This window comes from Cohnella soli (assembly GCF_042655525.1).
GTDB lineage: Bacteria > Bacillota > Bacilli > Paenibacillales > Paenibacillaceae > Cohnella > Cohnella soli.
On record NZ_JBHSMI010000023.1, the window covers coordinates 424963 to 442099 of the forward strand.

A 17137-nucleotide genomic window follows, 5' to 3' on the forward strand; every position below is an offset into this window, starting at 1 on the left:
TTAATGGACGGGAAACAGGCAAGGCAAAGAGTTTTACTGCTTCTTACTAGCTTGAGTATTGGCGTTTTGTTCGTTTTTTTGGGTCGTTTCCTGATTTCCGTGAATTTAAAAAATCCGGTATTTGTCGGTACGTTCCCCTGGGTCATAAATCACGTTGGCTCTGCGCCCGTGATGATCGTTACCGGGTCGATCTTGATCACCATTACGTACTTTATTTTGAAGCAATTGAATTTCGGGGCCGATTCTCGCTCGGCAGGCGTGGAGATCGACAAGGAAAAAGGAAAAGTAAAATGGCTCGATACCATCAGATGGAGATTTCTGTACCTGTTTCTTGCCAGCATTATGATTGCAGTGTTCGTCGTCATTACAGGCGAAACGATTCTTTATTACGCCGTAGACGTGTGGCGCTTATTCCCGAACAACGCATTTATGAATTGGATCTTTAAGGATACGCAAACGACGGCAACTTTAATGGCTGTTACGGGTTGTTTGTTTTTTCTGCTGATCTTCTATGGGTTGACCAAAAGAATGATCGGGTACTTGAAGGAAATTACGTCGGGTCTTCAAGAAATCTCCAAAGGTCGCCTGAATTACGAAATTCCGGTCAAGTCTACCGATGAGCTTGGCGTGTTGGCCTATAACATTAATCTGATGAGCAAGCAGCTCGGACTGTCCATGGAGGAAGAACGGCGTGCCGAAAAAACAAAAAACGATCTGATCACGGGCGTCTCCCACGATCTCCGGACGCCTTTGACCTCCATTCTCGGTTTTCTGGAATTGGTCGAAGAAGACCGTTATCAGGACGAAGTCGAGCTGCGTTATTACGTTAACATTGCCTACGAGAAATCGATAAGCCTGCAAAGGCTGATCGACGATCTATTCGAGTATACGAAGTATAGCAACGAATTAGAGCTGGGTATCAAGGAAATGGACGTTGCCGGATTTATCCGACAGTTGGCGGAAGAGTTCGTGCCAAGCCTCGAGAAAGCCGGAATGGAATGTCGGGTTTATTCCGATGACGAGCCCCGAATTGCGGCCGATGGAGAGAGCTTGGCGCGGGCTTTCGGCAATTTGTTTATGAACGCTATCAACTACGGGGCAGAAGGCAAAAGGATCGACATTATCGTCTCCAGAGAGGAAGACGAAGCCGTCATTGCTTTCAAGAATTACGGGGAAGCGATCCCGGAACAAAACCTGCCGCACTTATTCGAACGCTTCTATCGCGTTGAACAGTCGAGATCGAAAAAAACCGGGGGCACGGGGTTGGGGCTGGCGATTGTCAAAAGCATTGTTACTCGCCATAATGGCACCATTTCAGTCGCAAGCAACAGGAAGGAAACTGTATTCGAAGTGAGATTCCCTCTGTATTCGGCGCCATAGAAATGTGCTATAGTATATCCAATTTATTCCCTGAATAAGAGATCTCTTGGATGGAGGGGCGGATGTTGAGAGCTTACGGGTACTTGGTCAAAATGAGGATTTTGACGGCGCTCGCTTACCGATTCGAAGTATGGATAGGCATGATCGGCGACATCATTTTGTTGGCCGCCTCCGTCTACATTTGGAAAGCCGCGTACGCCGGCGGAGCGAGTGCAACGCTCGGAGCGGGCGCCGCTCAAATCGGGCTGCAGAGCATGGTGACGTATACGGTCGTATCGGTGTTGCTTGCAGCAGTCTTCCAGACGGGCGTGCAGAATACGATCTATTCTCAGGTGCGTGAAGGGAATATCGCGCTCGACTTCATGAAGCCGATACCCTTGCTTGGCATTTATTTGTCCGACGACTTGGGCAGCATGGCGAGCGCGCTAGTGAATAAGGCGATCCCCCTCATCATCGTGGCGGCGCTGTTATTCGGCTTCCCGATGCCCGTGAGCACGGGGGCTTTTGCCGTTTTCACAATGAGTTGCCTATTCAGTTTTACAATTTTGTGGTTGATGAGCGCGCTTGTAGGGTTGATAGCTTTCTGGGTTATCGAGCTTGGCAATCTCGGGATGATGAAGGACGCGATCGTGCGGATTTTGTCGGGCAGTCTTGTTCCGTTATGGTTTTTCCCGGAGTCGGTACAGAAAATTTCCGAGTGGCTTCCGTTCCAATACACGTACCAGACGCCGATCGGCATCTATATCGGACAGATTCCGCTTGATAGAGCTTTGCAGGAGATCGTAATTCAAGGCCTATGGATTATCGTATTTATGCTGTTGCTTGGGCTGGTGTGGAGACGGGCCAGAGGAAAAGTGATGGTACAAGGGGGTTGAACCGTGGGGAACGTCGTTAACGGGATTCGTCATTACGCGATCGTGTTCGGCTACTATGCCAAACTGGCGATCCAGCGCCAGCTTGAATACCCGCTTTTCCTCGTCAGTTGGCTGCTCGTGATTCCGACGCAGTATTTTGCGGGTATATGGATGCTGCGGATTATCGTCGATCGATTTCAACCGCTGAACGGATGGGGATTCAGCGATTTGGCTTTCCTGTACGGTCTCGGATTGCTTAGTCACGGACTAGTCGTCGTTCTGTTTATACCGACCTGGGGAACCGAATATGCAGTGCTTCGGGGGGAATTCGACAGGCTGCTGCTTCGGCCGATGAACGTCTTTTTCCAATTCGTAACGGGCTATTTCAACTTTATCGGGCTAGTCGATCTAATTCCCGGCACCGTCATTTTTATCGCCGCGGCGAGAATGGTTGATTTCGATTGGAGTTTAGTGAATTTGCTTAAGCTTGCCCTCGTCGTCGTTGGCGGAACGCTAATTCGGGCGAGCATCTATACGGTTGTCGGGGCGGTCGCTTTCTGGACGAAAAGAAGCCGGAACTTGATCAACATGACGATCGCGACGATGGAAAGGACGACGATGTACCCGCTGACGCTGTATCCGCAAGTGGTGCAAGCGATACTTACATTTCTGTTGCCGATCGGTTTCATCAGCTTTTATCCTGCGGAGCAGTTTCTGAACAAGACGAAATCGTTGGAGCTGCCGCTCGGATTGGCGCTATGGACACCGCTCGTTGGTCTGGTCAGCTTTGTGGTCGCCTATGCAGTGTTCCGCCAAGGGTTACGAAAATACGAAAGCGCCGGCTCGTAGAGGGGGATTCCGATGGCGATCATTGAAGTGAAAGATTTGGTGAAGGAGTTCGTTGTAGTTCGTAAGAAAACGGGGCTAAGCGGCGCGTTAAGAAGTCTGATCAAGCCGGAGAAGTCGATCGTACGCGGCGTGGACGGGCTGAGCTTCGACATCGAGCAAGGAGATATCGTCGGTTACATCGGACCGAACGGAGCTGGGAAAAGCACGACCATTAAGATGCTGACAGGCATACTGCATCCGACGGAAGGCGACATTCGCGTATGCGGCCTGTCTCCCCAGAAGGAGCGGAAAGCGGTTGTCCGCCAGCTTGGCGTTGTGTTCGGGCAACGAACGCAGCTTTATTGGGATTTGCGACTCGGAGAGACATTCGAACTTCTGAAAAGAATTTATCGCATCGAAGCCAGACGGTTCGCTAACACGATGGACGTGCTGCATGAGGTTCTGCGCATTCGCGATTTCATCGATACGCCGGTACGCCAACTGTCACTCGGGCAGCGGATGAGAGGCGACTTGGCCGCGGCGATGATTCATGAGCCGAGCGTGCTGTTTCTGGACGAGCCGACGATCGGGCTGGACGCGGAAGCGAAACACGCCGTTCGCCAATTCATCCTGACGATGAACCGTGAACGACGGATGACCGTCGTGCTGACGACGCATGACTTAGACGATGTCGAGTTTCTATGTTCCCGCCTCCTCGTCGTCAATCATGGCAAACTTGTCGAGGACGGTCCTCTCGACGACATCGTTGGCAAGCTTGCGCCGCACCGTTTGCTCGTGATCGAGCTTGACCGAGAAGCGACGTTGCCGGACCATGACCGAGCGAACCTTGTGCGGCAGGAAGGCTTGAAAGTGTGGTATCGCTTCGATAAGTCGGACATTACGGCGTCGGAACTGATCGCGGACTTGTCGGCGAAGCTGCCGATCCGCGACTTGAGCGTGCAGGAGCCGGACATCGAGGATGCGATCCGACAAGTGTACCGGACGACGGGGCAGGAAGCTGCGGGATAGGGCGGATTCAAAGCGGGGCAACGGGCGAAATACCTGTCGCCCCGCTTTTTTTGCGTTGAATGGGGAAAAATTAGGACATAACGGAAACATTTTGGGCCGCGGGTGCGTCAGTGACTTTGACAAAATGCGAATCCCTGCAACGCAGGGTCATCTTGGGAAGGAGACATATGTATATGTTGCCAAAAAAGAAACTATTGATCGTCATGACCGCCGCTGGAGTGTTCGGAGCGACCGCTGTCGCCGGCGCAAGCGGACTTGTCAGCAAAGTTACGGGTATGCTGCATAAAGAGATCGCCGTATCGGTGGATGGAGACGCGACTTCGCTGAACCCTGTTTATATCGACGGCAAGGCATATTTGCCGGCGCGGGCGCTTGCGAATGAGCTGGGGTACGAGATCAGTTGGAGCCAAGGAGGCAAATCCCTGGACATGAACCGGAAAGCCGAAGAAGTGAAATATATGATGGGAATGGGCGTTATTGTCGACGTGAAGTCGACCGATAACGGCCAATACCGCGTTGAATTGCTCGGTAAAGGCGGAGTTAACTGGGTGATCCTGTACGTGGATAAGGATACGACGTTAACCGGCAGTGATGGCGCCGTTCTCGCGGCGAAAGACTTGAAAGTCGGCGATCGGATCGTCGCCGAATTCGGTCCGGCCATGGCTATGAGCTACCCAGGTCAATCGCACGCACACTCCATCAACGTCATCGGAGAAAGCCTGGTGAAAGAAGACGTCATTCAGTCCGTTGAGAAAACCGATGACGGCTGGCAAGTGAAGTTCGGCGAGACGAAGGACGGCAAAACCGTGACGACCCTCGTCCTTACCGCAGGCAAGGAAACAGGCGTGCTGACATCGCAAGGCGAGTCGGTCATGTTCGAAAGCTTAAAAGCCGGAGATAAAGTCCGCGCCTATTACGGCCCGATCATGACGAAAAGCCTGCCGCCGCAAAGCCCATTGCATTACCTCGTCGTGCAACCGGCAGCGACGTCGGGCAAGATCGATGCAGCGACCGCTCAACAGTATCGCGAACTTGCTTGGAGCAAATTGTCTGAAGATCAGAAGAAACATGTGAAGACGAAATCGGATGAGGCGATCGTGCAAGTCGTGAACGCAAATGACGGCGCGATTATCGCGGCCGAAGGCGCGCAGAAGAAGCTGGAGGAGCTTCGCGCTGCCGGTGCGGTGTTGTATTCGGTCACTTACAATACGGATCAAGATGAACTGATCGGGCCTTTGACGGTCGTAGTTGATCCGGCTGCGAAAGAAATCGTCGGTTATTTTGCCAGAAGATAAATAACTGGAACCGCTAGAGGTTGGTCGCTGCCAACCCCCGCAGCGGATTTACACCGCCCAGGTAATCGCCATGCTCGGCGCACAAAAAAGGGATGCGGAATGCGCATCCCTTTTTGTGTACGCTCACCTTGTTGCGCGCCGAACCCGATCTGATCGACTTGGTAGCTCGCGTCCCAGAGAGACGTGGAGTTCGCGCTGAACCAAATCTTGATTTTGTCGATGCTGCCTTTGTATGTCCACCTGCTCAGGTCCACGCTGAGCTCGTTCCACCTGTCACCGGCAATGCTCTGGGTGAGCGGGGGAGAAGTTCTTATAAACTGCCCGCCAGGACGTCCCCGGCACCGCTGCTGTCGACAACTCGCCCATTCGGTTGCCGGCATAAGGCGTCGTCGGCTCGTTCAGGCTGCCGCCATCCAACGTTTAGCTTTGTTCATGTTTAACCTCCTCGGATAATGGCTCGATCAACGATATAAGGTCACCAATTCCACACGCTCAAGGCCGCACATGGCGACGGCGTATCGATGTCCGGGAGGCGGGCCTTCGGCCGGCCCGGTTTTCCACATCCAGGGTGATGCGATTTTCGCAGGCTGGCCCGCATGGTGGGGCCCCCACACGTTCTGCTGCGTGGCCGACACGATCACGGAAAGCCGGTTGGCGCCTGGCGACAGAAGGGCAGTAATGTCAGCGCCTGTGCCGCCCATGTGAAGCGCTGCTTGAGCGTTGCCGTTCGCCCTCACGCGTGCAGCCGCTCCGTGCAGCCCTTCCGTCTGCAAATAGAAGCGGGCGGATGACAACTCCTCTTTATCAACAACGATCGGCTCCAGTTCGAATTCCGTCTGCCCGCCGTAGAACGGCAGCCCTTGAACTGTCCAATCGCCGGGTTCGAGAGCGGGCATCCCCGCATGGATTCGAAAGCCGGCATCGACAGGCTCTACTGTAAAATCGCCCAGCAAGTACACCGGCTCCAGCTCGAGCAGCGGATGGAACAGGGGCGCGCGCAGCATGATTTCGTTCGTGCCGGGAACGAGCGCGCCTGTCAGATCGTAGACGCCGAACACTTTGTCCAGCCAACGATCCGATTCGGATCGCGCAATCAACGTCCCGTTGACTTCGAGCCGGTAAAATTCGGCGCGTTCGACCGCCAATCTCACGCGGGACGGAACAGAGGCGGCTTCCACGCGGAACACCGCATCGAACCCGTCGGCGTGCAGGCTTGGCGCCCGTTCCAGCACTCTTCGCTTGTACTGCACGCTGTTATCCCACGGATTCGTGTCAAACCCGTTCTCGCGGAACAATATTTCGCCCGCCCGCTGAACGGAAACGCCCTTCATCTCCCGATGCCGGCTGCGTACGTCCGCGTAATCGAGCATAAGCAAGTTTTCGTCGCATGGCGTAATTCTGCGGATAGGCAAGCTACGCTTCTCTTCGTCGCGGCGGGACGGGACTCGTTTCTGAGCGGTGGCGAGAGACAACCTTTTGCTGACCCTATCGACCGAAGACGCATCGTTCACGAGCAGAAAGCAGTGAGAGCTGCCTTGCTCCAGCAGCAACTCTTGGTCGCCGGAGGCGAGTTGCTCCGCCGTCCCCTGGAGAAGATCCAGCCGCACAGCGGCCATCTTCGCGAACAGCGCAAGAGAAACCCGCTTCGGCTCCGGCGCGCTGTAAGCCAGAAACAACAGCCGGTCGCCGCCAGGCAGCACCCGAGACTGAACCCCAAGCCCGCGAACCTCCGTTATCGCCGGTGCGATCGATACGGCGATTGTCGAAGCCCCCGCCGCCGATACCGCCGATACCGATGCAGTTACCGCACTACCGCTCTCTAAGCCAATCTCGCGCAAGGCGTACCCGCAGCTCCTCCGGCTCTCTGCGCTCCATCGCTCGATAAGAGCGGCAACGCTTGTTCGCTCCCAGCCCGCCGGTTTGCGTTCCGCGAGCTCCCTTACGGCTGAACTCTTCCTGCCATCTACATAATTCGGCAGGCTGCCGCCGAGGACGCGCACGGTGCCGCCCGCTTCCACGAATTCCGCGAGCAGCCGCAAGGTGGACGCCTTAATGGTTTCCATGCCTGCCGGAAGTATGACTTCGTCGTAAGAAACGCGCCCGACTGTCCACTTGCCGTCCGCCACCCGCCCATGGCGGGCCATGATCTCCTCGTCTCCCAAGTCGTAGTCGATGCCGGCATCCGACAACTGTTGCAGCAGTTCCTTATAGCCCGACACCATTTCCTCGAACGGCTGTCCGGCCGCGTTCCAGCTTGCCGTCGCCGGATACAAGTACGACGTCCGAGTCGGATGCAGAAGGAGCACCCGGCGATCGGGCTCGCCTTGCATGAGCGCGAGCTGCGCCCGGGCGAAATAATCGTTCAGCTGCCGCAGCTCGTACTGCCAAGGCACACGCCAGTCGAACGATTGCGGATGATCCCGCTTTCGGGCTCCCGCGAGCGACCCTGCCGTCAGATGCGGATTCAGGAAGTTAATGCCGTGTACGAGCAGCCAGTCCCCAATCCGTTTGTAATCCTGAGTAGAAGAATCGAAGCCTCCCGCGCCGAACGCTTCGCATAGCGTCCGTTCTTTCCCGAGCTGATGCGCTGCGCTGGCCGCCTCCCGTACCGCGACAAGCAACGGATCCTTCCCGTCCTGCTCCAATGGGCTGCAGGTCAGGAAGTCTATACCCGGCCAGCTCATATATTCATAGAGCGACATAATCCCCGGCGAAAATCGCACCCACGGAATCGGCCACTGATGCTCCAGATAATGTCCGGTTAAGGCGAGACCGTTCGAGACGCACCACTCCGACAGAGGAACGACGTAATTTTGTTTCCACAGCTCGTACATGATTTCGTAAAAGTCATAGCGCACTTCTCTAGCGTCGCGCAAGTTTCCCGTCGCGTCCTCCGCTTCCTGAAACAGCAGCGGCAAATGCTCGATCAGGTCGTAGCCGGTTCGGTCCGCGAATTGCGCGGCGAACCAGTAGGAGAACGGAATGGCAACCTCGTCCTGACGGAACATGTTCCCCGGTGATACTTCCGGCTCATCGGTAAACACGGCAGGAATCGTCGTCCCGAACCGGTCGCCGAATCGTTCCTTATATCGTTCGTGAGTAAGCTCGATAAACTTGCGCACCACTTCCGGCCGCAGCAAATCCACGTAAGCGAAGCCGCCCAGCCATGAATTCGTTTCGGCCGGCTGCCAGTCGTACACGGCGAACGATCGGCCGTATTTTCCCCATTCGGAAGCCGGCAGCCCCGAGAGCGATTTCGTCAGGCGCATCCCGCCTTGCGGGGTGCGTTCGAAAGCGTAAGCCGCGATCGGGCGCCCCGGGCTGGCCAGGAAATGATCTTTCGCGTAAGGCAACTCGCCGGCGTCGATATTCTCGTAAAGCGTCTGTACGGCAGCGCGGCTCAGGCAGTCGGGGAGCTCCGCGGACACGTGCCCGCCGCCGAAGCCGGACGGATAGGAATTCTCGTCGTATATATACAGATGGAGACCCTGCTTCTCCGCTTCCTCCAAGGCCGCAGCGAACAGGTCGAACCATTCCTCGCTGAAGTATTCGTTCACGAGGCCGGGCCGGGGGTGAAAAAATCCGCCTCCCATGCCCATCACTTGCAGTCGCTTCAACTGTTCCTTCATTTCCTGCGCGTCATGCTCTCCGTTGAGCGCCCAAAACGGTACGGGCCGATACTTCGCCGACGGATTTCGATATTCCCCGAGCCACTCGCAAGAGGCTGTACCCATCCGCGAACCCTCCTACATTTTCAAGGCGCCTTGCGCCATTCCCTGAATGTAATATTTCATGCCGAATGAAAACACGGCGATCAGCGGCGCCGACGCGATCGTATACGCGGCGAACTGCACGCCTTTGTCCGTAATCCCGAACTGCTTCGTGAACTGGGTGAGCCCGACCCCGACCATCTGCAAATCGCTGTCCCGGATCGTGAGCAGGGGCCACACGTAATCGTTATAAGTGCCTACGGCCTGCATGATGAAAATCGTGGCGAGGATCGGTACCGACAGCGGAAGCACGATGCGCGCGAACACTGTCCACTCCTTCGCCCCGTCGATGCGCGCGGCTTCGAATAGCGAATTCGGCACCCCCTCCATCGACGTGCGGCACAGGAACGTTCCGAAAATTTGCCCGCCTGCCGCATGCGCGATAATGATGGCCAGCGGCGTGTTGGTCAGCCCGAGCTTCTCGTACCAGACGTAAGCGGGAATGAGGGTAAGCACGGCTGGCACCATCATCATGGCGAGCAGGAGCAGGAACAGAAACTCTTTGCCTGGAAACGCCTTCTTGGCAAACAAATATCCGGACACCGCGGACAAGTACACGACTAACGTGCTTGCGCCGGCCGAATACAGGATTGTGTTGACCACGTACCGCCAAATGCTGGAGAACGCCTCCGCGTAATTGTCCCACTGGGGAGGCGAAGGGAGTGACCAGAAGCTGCCCAAGATTTGCGAGTTGCTCTTCAAAGAGCTGTAGAACATAAACAATATCGGAACCAAAGTGAGAGCGACCAGCAGCGCCAGGCATACGATCAGGATCAACTGTCTGACGGATGCCCGGCTGAACAAGGCGCGCCCGACTGCCTTCGAAGATGTCATGACATTGGCCCCCTACTCCCGCGAGCTGCGCAGGAACTTCATGTTGATAACCGTAATCAGCAAAATAACGAAGAACATCGATACGCCCAGTGCGGAAGCGTAACCAAGCTGGTCGAACTTCGTAGCGGCGTAGTACATCTGCAAAGCCGGCACGTACGTGGAATCCATCGGCCCTCCGCCCGTCACGATCAAGATGGCGTTGAAATCCTGAATGACGCCGATCAGCGTAAGGATGATCAGAAATTTGAATTGCCCGGACAACAGTGGGAGATGAATGGAACGCACGATACGCATAAACTTGGCCCCGTCCATCTTCGCCGCCTCGATCAGTTCCTCGGATATGCCAAGCAGGCCCGAATAGAGCACCAGCAATTGAAGAATGCCGACGAAAGGAAATCCGATGAAGATGACGGACCAGATGGCCGTCTTCGAATCGCCTAGCCAGGAATGCTTAAGGCTCTCAAGTCCAATGGCGTCCAGGAAGTGATTGATAAGACCGAGGTTAGGATCATACAGGTTCTGCCAAATCAGCAGCATGGCCACAACGGGAATGACCATCGAAGAGACGAAAGCCGTTCGGAAATAATATTGCAGCCGCTTGCTCTTCAGATGATAGATCAATTCGGCCACGACAAGTGGCGGCACGATCGCCTTTATCAGCCCTGTCACGATCAGAATGGCCAAATTGCCGATCCCTTTCGTGACGTATTCGTCTGTCAGCATCCTGCGAAAATTCGCCAGTCCGACGTAAGACGAACGCCCTCCGGGATGCCAGTCGTACAAAGAATGATAGAGGCCCGAAATCGCGGGCACGTACAGAAATCCGATCAATAGGAAAAACGCCGGAAACAGCGCGACATAAATCCACTTCGCTTTCCATATTCTCCGGAATACAGAGAGTCGATTGTATTTTTTCAATACGAGAAACAGGGCGGCTGCGGCAATAAGTACTCCTGCGGCGATCGCAACGTTCACGTACTGCGCATTGCGCGCCGCGGACGCTGCTCCTTTCACGGCGGACTCCACGTCATAGCGGTAGATTTGTCCGTCCTCCGTACCCCCGTAAAGGTTGACCGCTTTAGCATCGAAGACAACCCGCGTCGCAGGGGCATTCACCCGTATTTTCCAGAGCACCTTGCCTTTATCCGAGATGACGTAGAAGTTGCCCGCGTAGTCGGCGGCGCCGATCGTCCGACCGTCCGAAGCCACGGCCACATCCTTGACGGCGTCCTGAACGTCGATAGTTCGCTCCACTTCGCCTTTGGCGTTCAGCACGATCACCTTTGGCGTCGTAAGCCCGACGACGAGCTCTCCCTCACCGGTCACCGCAACGCTGCTAATCGTCCCGTCCATTCCGGCTTTGTAGAGGAGCTTGCCTTGTTCATCCAGCAAATACGCGTTCTGGTCTTTGCCGCCGACGGCAATATACTTTCCGTTCGAAGCGACGGCTGCGTCCTGGACGCGGAATCCGATGTTCGTCTTACCCTTTGCTTCCCCGCTTGCCGTATCGATGAGCAGGAGATCCGGGCTATTCTGAACGGTGACGGCCGCGACTGACCCATCCGCCGATGCCGACACCCCTTCTACTCGCTTTTTAAGATTTGACTCCCACAGCAGGTTTCCGTTCAAGTCATAGGCATACAAGCGACGATCATCCGAAGAGACGAGCAGTTTCTCGTTGCCGATGACGGTGACGCCGGTTACGACGTTGTTGGCCGCGATATCCGTTAATTTTTTTCCTTCTTGATCGAACACGTAGGCATGGGTGTCATAGCTGCCTACGGCAAGCTTCGACCCATCCGCCGACAAGGACAAGGACGTGACGCCCTTTCCCGGGTCGAGGGTCCAATTCGTCTTCGCGAACACGCTCGTCGGCGCTAAAAGAACGAACAAACCGAGCGCCACCAAGCCAAGTTTCAATCCGTTCCTCATGCGGTCATCCCCCTTCCTGTCTGAAACGGAGGTCTGCACAGACCATTGGCGTCCGTGCAGACCTGCAATGCTATTTTCTTTCCGGCGGTTTACGCTCTGGCGTGTCGAGATCGGCCAGTTCAAGTTTCTTGTCTTTCAATGCGGCAGGGAAATGCTTGTCGACCGAAGCCTGGTACTTCGTTAAATATTGATCGATCGTGATTTTATTGCCGAAATATTGCTGGATGAGGCCAACCCATTCCTGAACGGATGGCTGGAAGTCCGATACGCCGCGGGCAAGTGAGTTGTTCGCGCTCGGGAAGCCTTCCGTATTTCCGATCGGTTTGAAATTCGCGAACGCTTTGGCCATTTCTTCGGGAAGCTCGATATCTTTCAGCGCTGGCGATCCGGCAAGAGAAGCATCTTTACTATTCTGAATCGCTGTTAAGTATACTTTGTAACCTTCCGGACTAGTCAAGTACATCATGAAATCGATGCCGAGCTCCGTTTGCTTCGCGTCTTTGGACACGAGCCCGTAGAAACCGATCGGAATTTGAATCGTCCGGGCCGGAGCCATCACTTCAGGCCCTTCCATCGACGGCATGTTGAAAAATCCGTATTCGAAAGGTTTAGCGCCGCCTTTCGTGCCCGACAGCTTCTCGTCGGCCAAGTCTTTTGGCAACTGCCAGTAGGAGCCCGGGGTTGTGAGCATTGTCGCCGCTTTGCCCGTCAGGAACAAGCTGTAGGCCTGGTCGTGGTTGACGCCGAAAAATCCGGACTCGGTGTATTGGAACAGCGTCTTCAAGTTTTCCATGAACGCTTTCCATTTCGGATTGCCTTCGATTTTGAACGGTCCCGTCTTCTCCTTGATCGCTTTCCATACGCGAACGTCGTTCTTTGTGACCCGGCTGTTGGAATCATTGTTCGGATCCGTCGGATCGAACGCCCACTTGTCGTCCAAGTCCGCTACGTAGTTGTAATCGTTCGGCTGGGAACGGACGATGTTGACCGAATCTCTCATGTATTGGTCGCCGTATACCCGGACGAGCCAACCCGCTTCGCCGCTCCACATCGAATTGGAGTTGCCGGCCAGCGCAAGCGGCACGAAGCCCGCTTCTTTGATTTTCTTGAAATCTTCGATCAACTGGTTAAAGGTGGTCGGAGCCTCTGTAATGCCGGCTTTGGTGAAAATTTCTTTGTTATAGAGCCATACGATCTGCACCGACTCGAAGTTCAGCGTGTACAGGTGGTCGTTCTCTCCCATGGCGTCGAGGTTCACGCCCATCGTGCCTAGATCGAGGCTGTCCTTCCATGCCTTGCCGGTGTATGGATTGGTCTTCTCGAACCAAGGCAAGAAATCGACGAACTTGCGGTCGTTCTGCAAGCCGGTCACTTCGTTGATAACCGCCAGATCCACGTCCGGCGTGCCGGCGGCGAACTGCGAGGTCAGCCACTCCTTGTACCCGTCCATCGGCTTGTTGTCGACGGTCACTTTAACGTTCGGATGCTTCTGCATGTAGGCGTCAGCCACGGCGTTCCATACCGACGCGGATGCGTTCGGCAGCGAAATCTTGAACGAGCCGGACAAGTCGGGAGCAGCGGGCGACGACTCGGAAGGCGACTGCGACGGTTCCGCGGAACCGCTTTCAGAAGGCGACGGGGAAGAATTGCCCTTTCCGCTGGAGCATGCTGCGAGTGTAGAGATAACAAGGGACAAACAAAGCATGTACAGCCATTTTCTCGAAGCTTTCATATGACCTCTCCCTAACTATTAAGTATACTTACACTTTATAATATATACTTTGAATAGACTATTTTCAAGAACAAAAATTAAAAAAAGAAGCGCGATCGCTCACACTTCTAAAAATGCATATCCTTTAAGCCGAAATCCCGTTCGTTCAGAACTGTCGGCCTGAGCGTTAACGATTTACGGAATCCGCTCCGCAGTGCTGTCCCGAACGATCAGGCTGGGGACGATTTCGTCTTTACTGAAGCCGCCGGTTTCCTCGCTGACGGATTCCAATAACAGTTCCACCGCTCTCTTGCCGACCAAATACGTGTTTTGATTGACAGACGTGAGCCTGGGATGTACGAAGCTGCTGACGGACAGGTCGTCATACCCGACAAGGCTCACATCCTCCGGCACGTTCAGTCCTCTTCGTTCTGCTGCCTGCAGAGCCCCGATTGCTTTAATGTCGCTGGTCAGAAAGACGGCCGTCGGAGGCTGATCCAGATCCATGAGCCGATCAAAACCTTGCGCCCCTGATTCGAATTCTTCTTTGGCGCCTTCGATAACGACGACGAGCGACGGATCGAATTGGATGTTGTACTGCGAGAGGGCTAGCTTGTAGCCTTGCAGGCGAAGCGAAAATTCCTGATTGATCTCTATCGGGGAATTGCCTGTTAACACAATGCCGATGCGCCTGTGGCCAATGGACAACAGATGCTGTGTCGCCAAATAACCGCCTGTCATATTATCTACGATGACATAAGGAATTTGCAGATGGGGGAAGTAGAAGTGGACGGTGACGAACCGTCGCTTCTCTTCCTTCCACCTTGCAACAATGTCTGCCGATACGTGCTCAGTTTCCATGGCAAGCGGTAGCAGTACCCACCCGGAGCGATCGCTTTCCGGCGGCAATCCCCCTTTCTCTCCGAGATCCCACAGGCGAAAAGCAACTTGATTCTTCTCGCATTTCTCATGAAGACCGCGAAGCAAATCGCCGAAGAAGCCATGGTTGAACAGCTCCAAGGGGACGAATTGGTACACCAAGTAAATCGTATTGATCTTCGGTTCAGTTGTGCCTGCTCGGCCCGCATATTCTTCGCTTATAAAGGAGCCTTTGCCTCTCACTCGGTAAATGAGCCCTTCGTTGGCCAACTCCGTCAAAGCGCGACGCGACGTAATTTCACTGGTGCCGTATACTTTGGCAAGTTCGATCTGCGAAGGAACCGGTTCTTCGCCGGATATTTCGCCCTTGCGGATTTTTTCCTTGAAATCGTCCACAATCAATTGGTACATTGGACGTTTGTCGGTTTTCATGACAACTGATCGCTCCCCTCGCTACTTCCAAAGTATACTTTACAAAATTGGCTTTTGCAAAGCACTATCCACACTATTTAATATGCGAATGTGAAGACGGGCAACGCAGGCTTCATTTATGTTATAATGATGGGTAACACATGAGGCAACGGAGGATGAGAATAGTGTTGGACCGTCTGCAAATACTGGCGGATCGTTACGAGAAACTAAACGAATTGCTGAGCGATCCGGACGTGGTGAGCGATTCGAACCGTCTTCGCACGTACGCGAAGGAACAAGCGGGACTAGAAGAGGCGTACCGCGCTTACGAGGAATACAAGCAGGTGCTGACGCAAGCGGCGGATGCGAAGGCGATGCTGGAAGATAAATTGGATGACGAGATGCGGGAAATGGTGAAGCTGGAGCTGGGCGAGCTCGAAGAGCGCCGCACCGCGCTCGAGGAGAAAGTTCGCTTCTTGCTTTTGCCGAAGGACCCAAACGACGGGAAAGACATCATCGTCGAAATTCGTGGAGCTGCGGGCGGCGAAGAAGCAAACCTGTTCGCTGCCGAATTGTACCGGATGTATACGAAATTCGCGGATAGCCATGGCTGGCGGACGGAAGTGCTCGAGTCAAGTGTCAGCGATCTCGGTGGGTTCAAGGAAGTGATTTTCTCGGTTAGCGGAGCGGAAGCCTATCGGATGCTCAAGTACGAGAGCGGCGCGCATCGCGTGCAGCGCGTGCCGGAGACGGAGTCGGGCGGGCGTATTCATACGTCGACATCGACTGTCGTCGTGATGCCGGAAGCCGAAGAGCTCGACATCGTCATTCACGACAAAGACATTCGCGTCGATACGTTCTGTTCGAGCGGCGCCGGCGGACAGTCGGTTAACACGACGAAATCGGCTGTCCGTGTTACACATGTGCCGACAGGCATCGTGGCGACTTGCCAAGACGGCAAATCGCAGAACGATAACAAGGACAAAGCGCTGCAAGTGCTGAGAACTCGGATTATGGATGTTAAGCGCCAGGAAGAGGAAGCGAAGTATTCCGGCGAACGCCGCGAGAAAGTCGGGACGGGCGATCGGAGCGAACGCATTCGCACGTACAATTTTCCGCAAAGCCGCGTAACGGATCATCGGATCGGTTTGACGCTGCACAAGCTTGATTATGTGCTGAACGGCGATATGGAAGAGATCGTTCAGGCGCTTACGCTCGCCGAGCAGGCGGAAATTCTTGAACGGGAACAAATGAAATAATACGGGAGGCGTTGTCGTGTCGACGGAACGCGGAACTCAGACGCTGAGGGAAGTATGGCGGTCTGGGGCAGCGCGATTGCGGCAAGCCGGAGTCGAAGAAGCGGACGCGGATGCGGAGCTTCTTCTTCTTTATTTGCTCGGAATCGGCAAAACGGAATGGCTACGGGATATGCGGGAGCCTTTTCCGGTGGAGAAGTTAGAAGTCTGGGAAAGCTTGCTCGCGAGACGCGAAAAAGGAGTGCCCGTGCAATATGTGGTGGGGGATCAACATTTCTATGGTCGTGCGTTCGAGGTGACGGAGGCGGTGTTAATTCCTCGGCCCGAGACGGAGTTGCTCGCAGAGGCGGTTCTTCGGATTGGGGACGAGCTGTTCGGCCCGAACGGACAGGGAGGCAGCTGCCCGGTTGTGCTGGATGTGGGTACGGGCAGCGGCGCCTTGTCGGTGACGTTGGCGGCTGAACGACCCACGTGGCGAGTTATCGCGTCCGACTTGTCAGAAGATGCGCTGGCGGTGGCGAGACGGAATGCGTCAAAACTCGGAGTTGGCGGGAAGTTGGCTTTCGTGCAAGGCGATTTGTTGACTCCGTTTATGGTTAATGGTCCGGGCAGCGACGTTGAGATCGATATTCTAGTGTCCAACCCTCCGTATATCCCGAGCGCGGACATAGAGGGATTGCAGCGCGAAGTGCGCGATTACGAGCCGAGGCTTGCGCTGGACGGCGGTGAGGACGGCCTGAACCCGTATCGCGCGATGGCCGGGCAACTCACGGCATTGAAACGGCTGCCGCGCCTCGTGGCATGGGAAGTCGGCGCAGGCCAGGCAGCAGACGTTGCAGGGTTATTGCGGACAGCGGCGAACTGGGACGACGTTTATTGTGTGAAGGATTACGCTGGCATCGATCGGCATGTTATCGCATTGTGTAAGTAAAAAAGATCGCGGACCCGAGAGGGCTTG

General features: G+C 54.9%; 12 protein-coding genes. 7 read left to right on the top strand and 5 right to left on the bottom strand.

Annotation, left to right across the window (positions count from 1 at the left end):
- Positions 1-3: 3 nt before the first annotated feature.
- The 5 genes from ACFPOF_RS12470 (at position 4) to ACFPOF_RS12490 (ending at position 5386) form a co-directional block, all read left to right on the top strand.
- Complete coding sequence (locus ACFPOF_RS12470) at positions 4-1380, top strand: sensor histidine kinase (protein ID WP_378132996.1); 1377 nt, start codon at positions 4-6, stop codon at positions 1378-1380.
- 62 nt (positions 1381-1442) lie between these two features.
- Positions 1443-2255, top strand: coding sequence for an ABC transporter permease (locus ACFPOF_RS12475; protein ID WP_378132998.1), 813 nt, complete (start codon positions 1443-1445; stop codon positions 2253-2255).
- Between the two features lie 3 nt (positions 2256-2258).
- Positions 2259-3083 carry an ABC transporter permease gene (locus ACFPOF_RS12480; protein WP_378132999.1) on the top strand — a complete coding sequence of 275 codons (825 nt, stop codon included), beginning with the start codon at positions 2259-2261 and terminating at the stop codon, positions 3081-3083.
- A gap of 12 nt (positions 3084-3095) precedes the next feature.
- The gene (locus tag ACFPOF_RS12485) at positions 3096-4091 is read left to right on the top strand and encodes an ABC transporter ATP-binding protein (protein ID WP_378133001.1); all 996 of its coding nucleotides are present in this window, start codon (positions 3096-3098) and stop codon (positions 4089-4091) included.
- Positions 4092-4264: 173 nt separating this feature from the next.
- Positions 4265-5386 carry a stalk domain-containing protein gene (locus ACFPOF_RS12490; protein ID WP_378133003.1) on the top strand — a complete coding sequence of 374 codons (1122 nt, stop codon included), beginning with the start codon at positions 4265-4267 and terminating at the stop codon, positions 5384-5386.
- A gap of 461 nt (positions 5387-5847) precedes the next feature.
- On the opposite strand, the gene ACFPOF_RS12495 is transcribed toward ACFPOF_RS12490, so the two are convergent.
- From ACFPOF_RS12495 to ACFPOF_RS12515, 5 genes are all read right to left on the bottom strand, one after another.
- Positions 5848-9120: a glycosyl hydrolase gene (locus tag ACFPOF_RS12495; RefSeq protein ID WP_378133005.1), complete on the bottom strand. Its 3273-nt coding sequence runs from the start codon at positions 9118-9120 to the stop codon at positions 5848-5850.
- Positions 9121-9132: 12 nt separating this feature from the next.
- Entirely contained in the window at positions 9133-9990 is an 858-nt protein-coding gene (locus ACFPOF_RS12500; protein ID WP_378133007.1) for a carbohydrate ABC transporter permease, read from the bottom strand.
- A 12-nt stretch (positions 9991-10002) separates the two neighbouring features.
- The gene (locus ACFPOF_RS12505; protein ID WP_378133009.1) at positions 10003-11922 is read right to left on the bottom strand and encodes an ABC transporter permease subunit; all 1920 of its coding nucleotides are present in this window, start codon (positions 11920-11922) and stop codon (positions 10003-10005) included.
- A gap of 70 nt (positions 11923-11992) precedes the next feature.
- Entirely contained in the window at positions 11993-13654 is a 1662-nt protein-coding gene (locus ACFPOF_RS12510; protein WP_378133011.1) for an ABC transporter substrate-binding protein, read from the bottom strand.
- 174 nt (positions 13655-13828) lie between these two features.
- Complete coding sequence (locus ACFPOF_RS12515) at positions 13829-14944, bottom strand: substrate-binding domain-containing protein (RefSeq protein ID WP_378133013.1); 1116 nt, start codon at positions 14942-14944, stop codon at positions 13829-13831.
- 164 nt (positions 14945-15108) lie between these two features.
- On the opposite strand from ACFPOF_RS12515, the gene prfA reads away from it, so the two are divergent.
- Positions 15109-16182: a peptide chain release factor 1 gene (gene prfA / locus ACFPOF_RS12520; RefSeq protein WP_378133143.1), complete on the top strand. Its 1074-nt coding sequence runs from the start codon at positions 15109-15111 to the stop codon at positions 16180-16182.
- 16 nt (positions 16183-16198) lie between these two features.
- A complete protein-coding gene (gene prmC, locus ACFPOF_RS12525) occupies positions 16199-17110 on the top strand; it encodes a peptide chain release factor N(5)-glutamine methyltransferase (protein ID WP_378133015.1) in 912 nt (303 codons plus the stop codon).
- Positions 17111-17137: the final 27 nt, after the last annotated feature.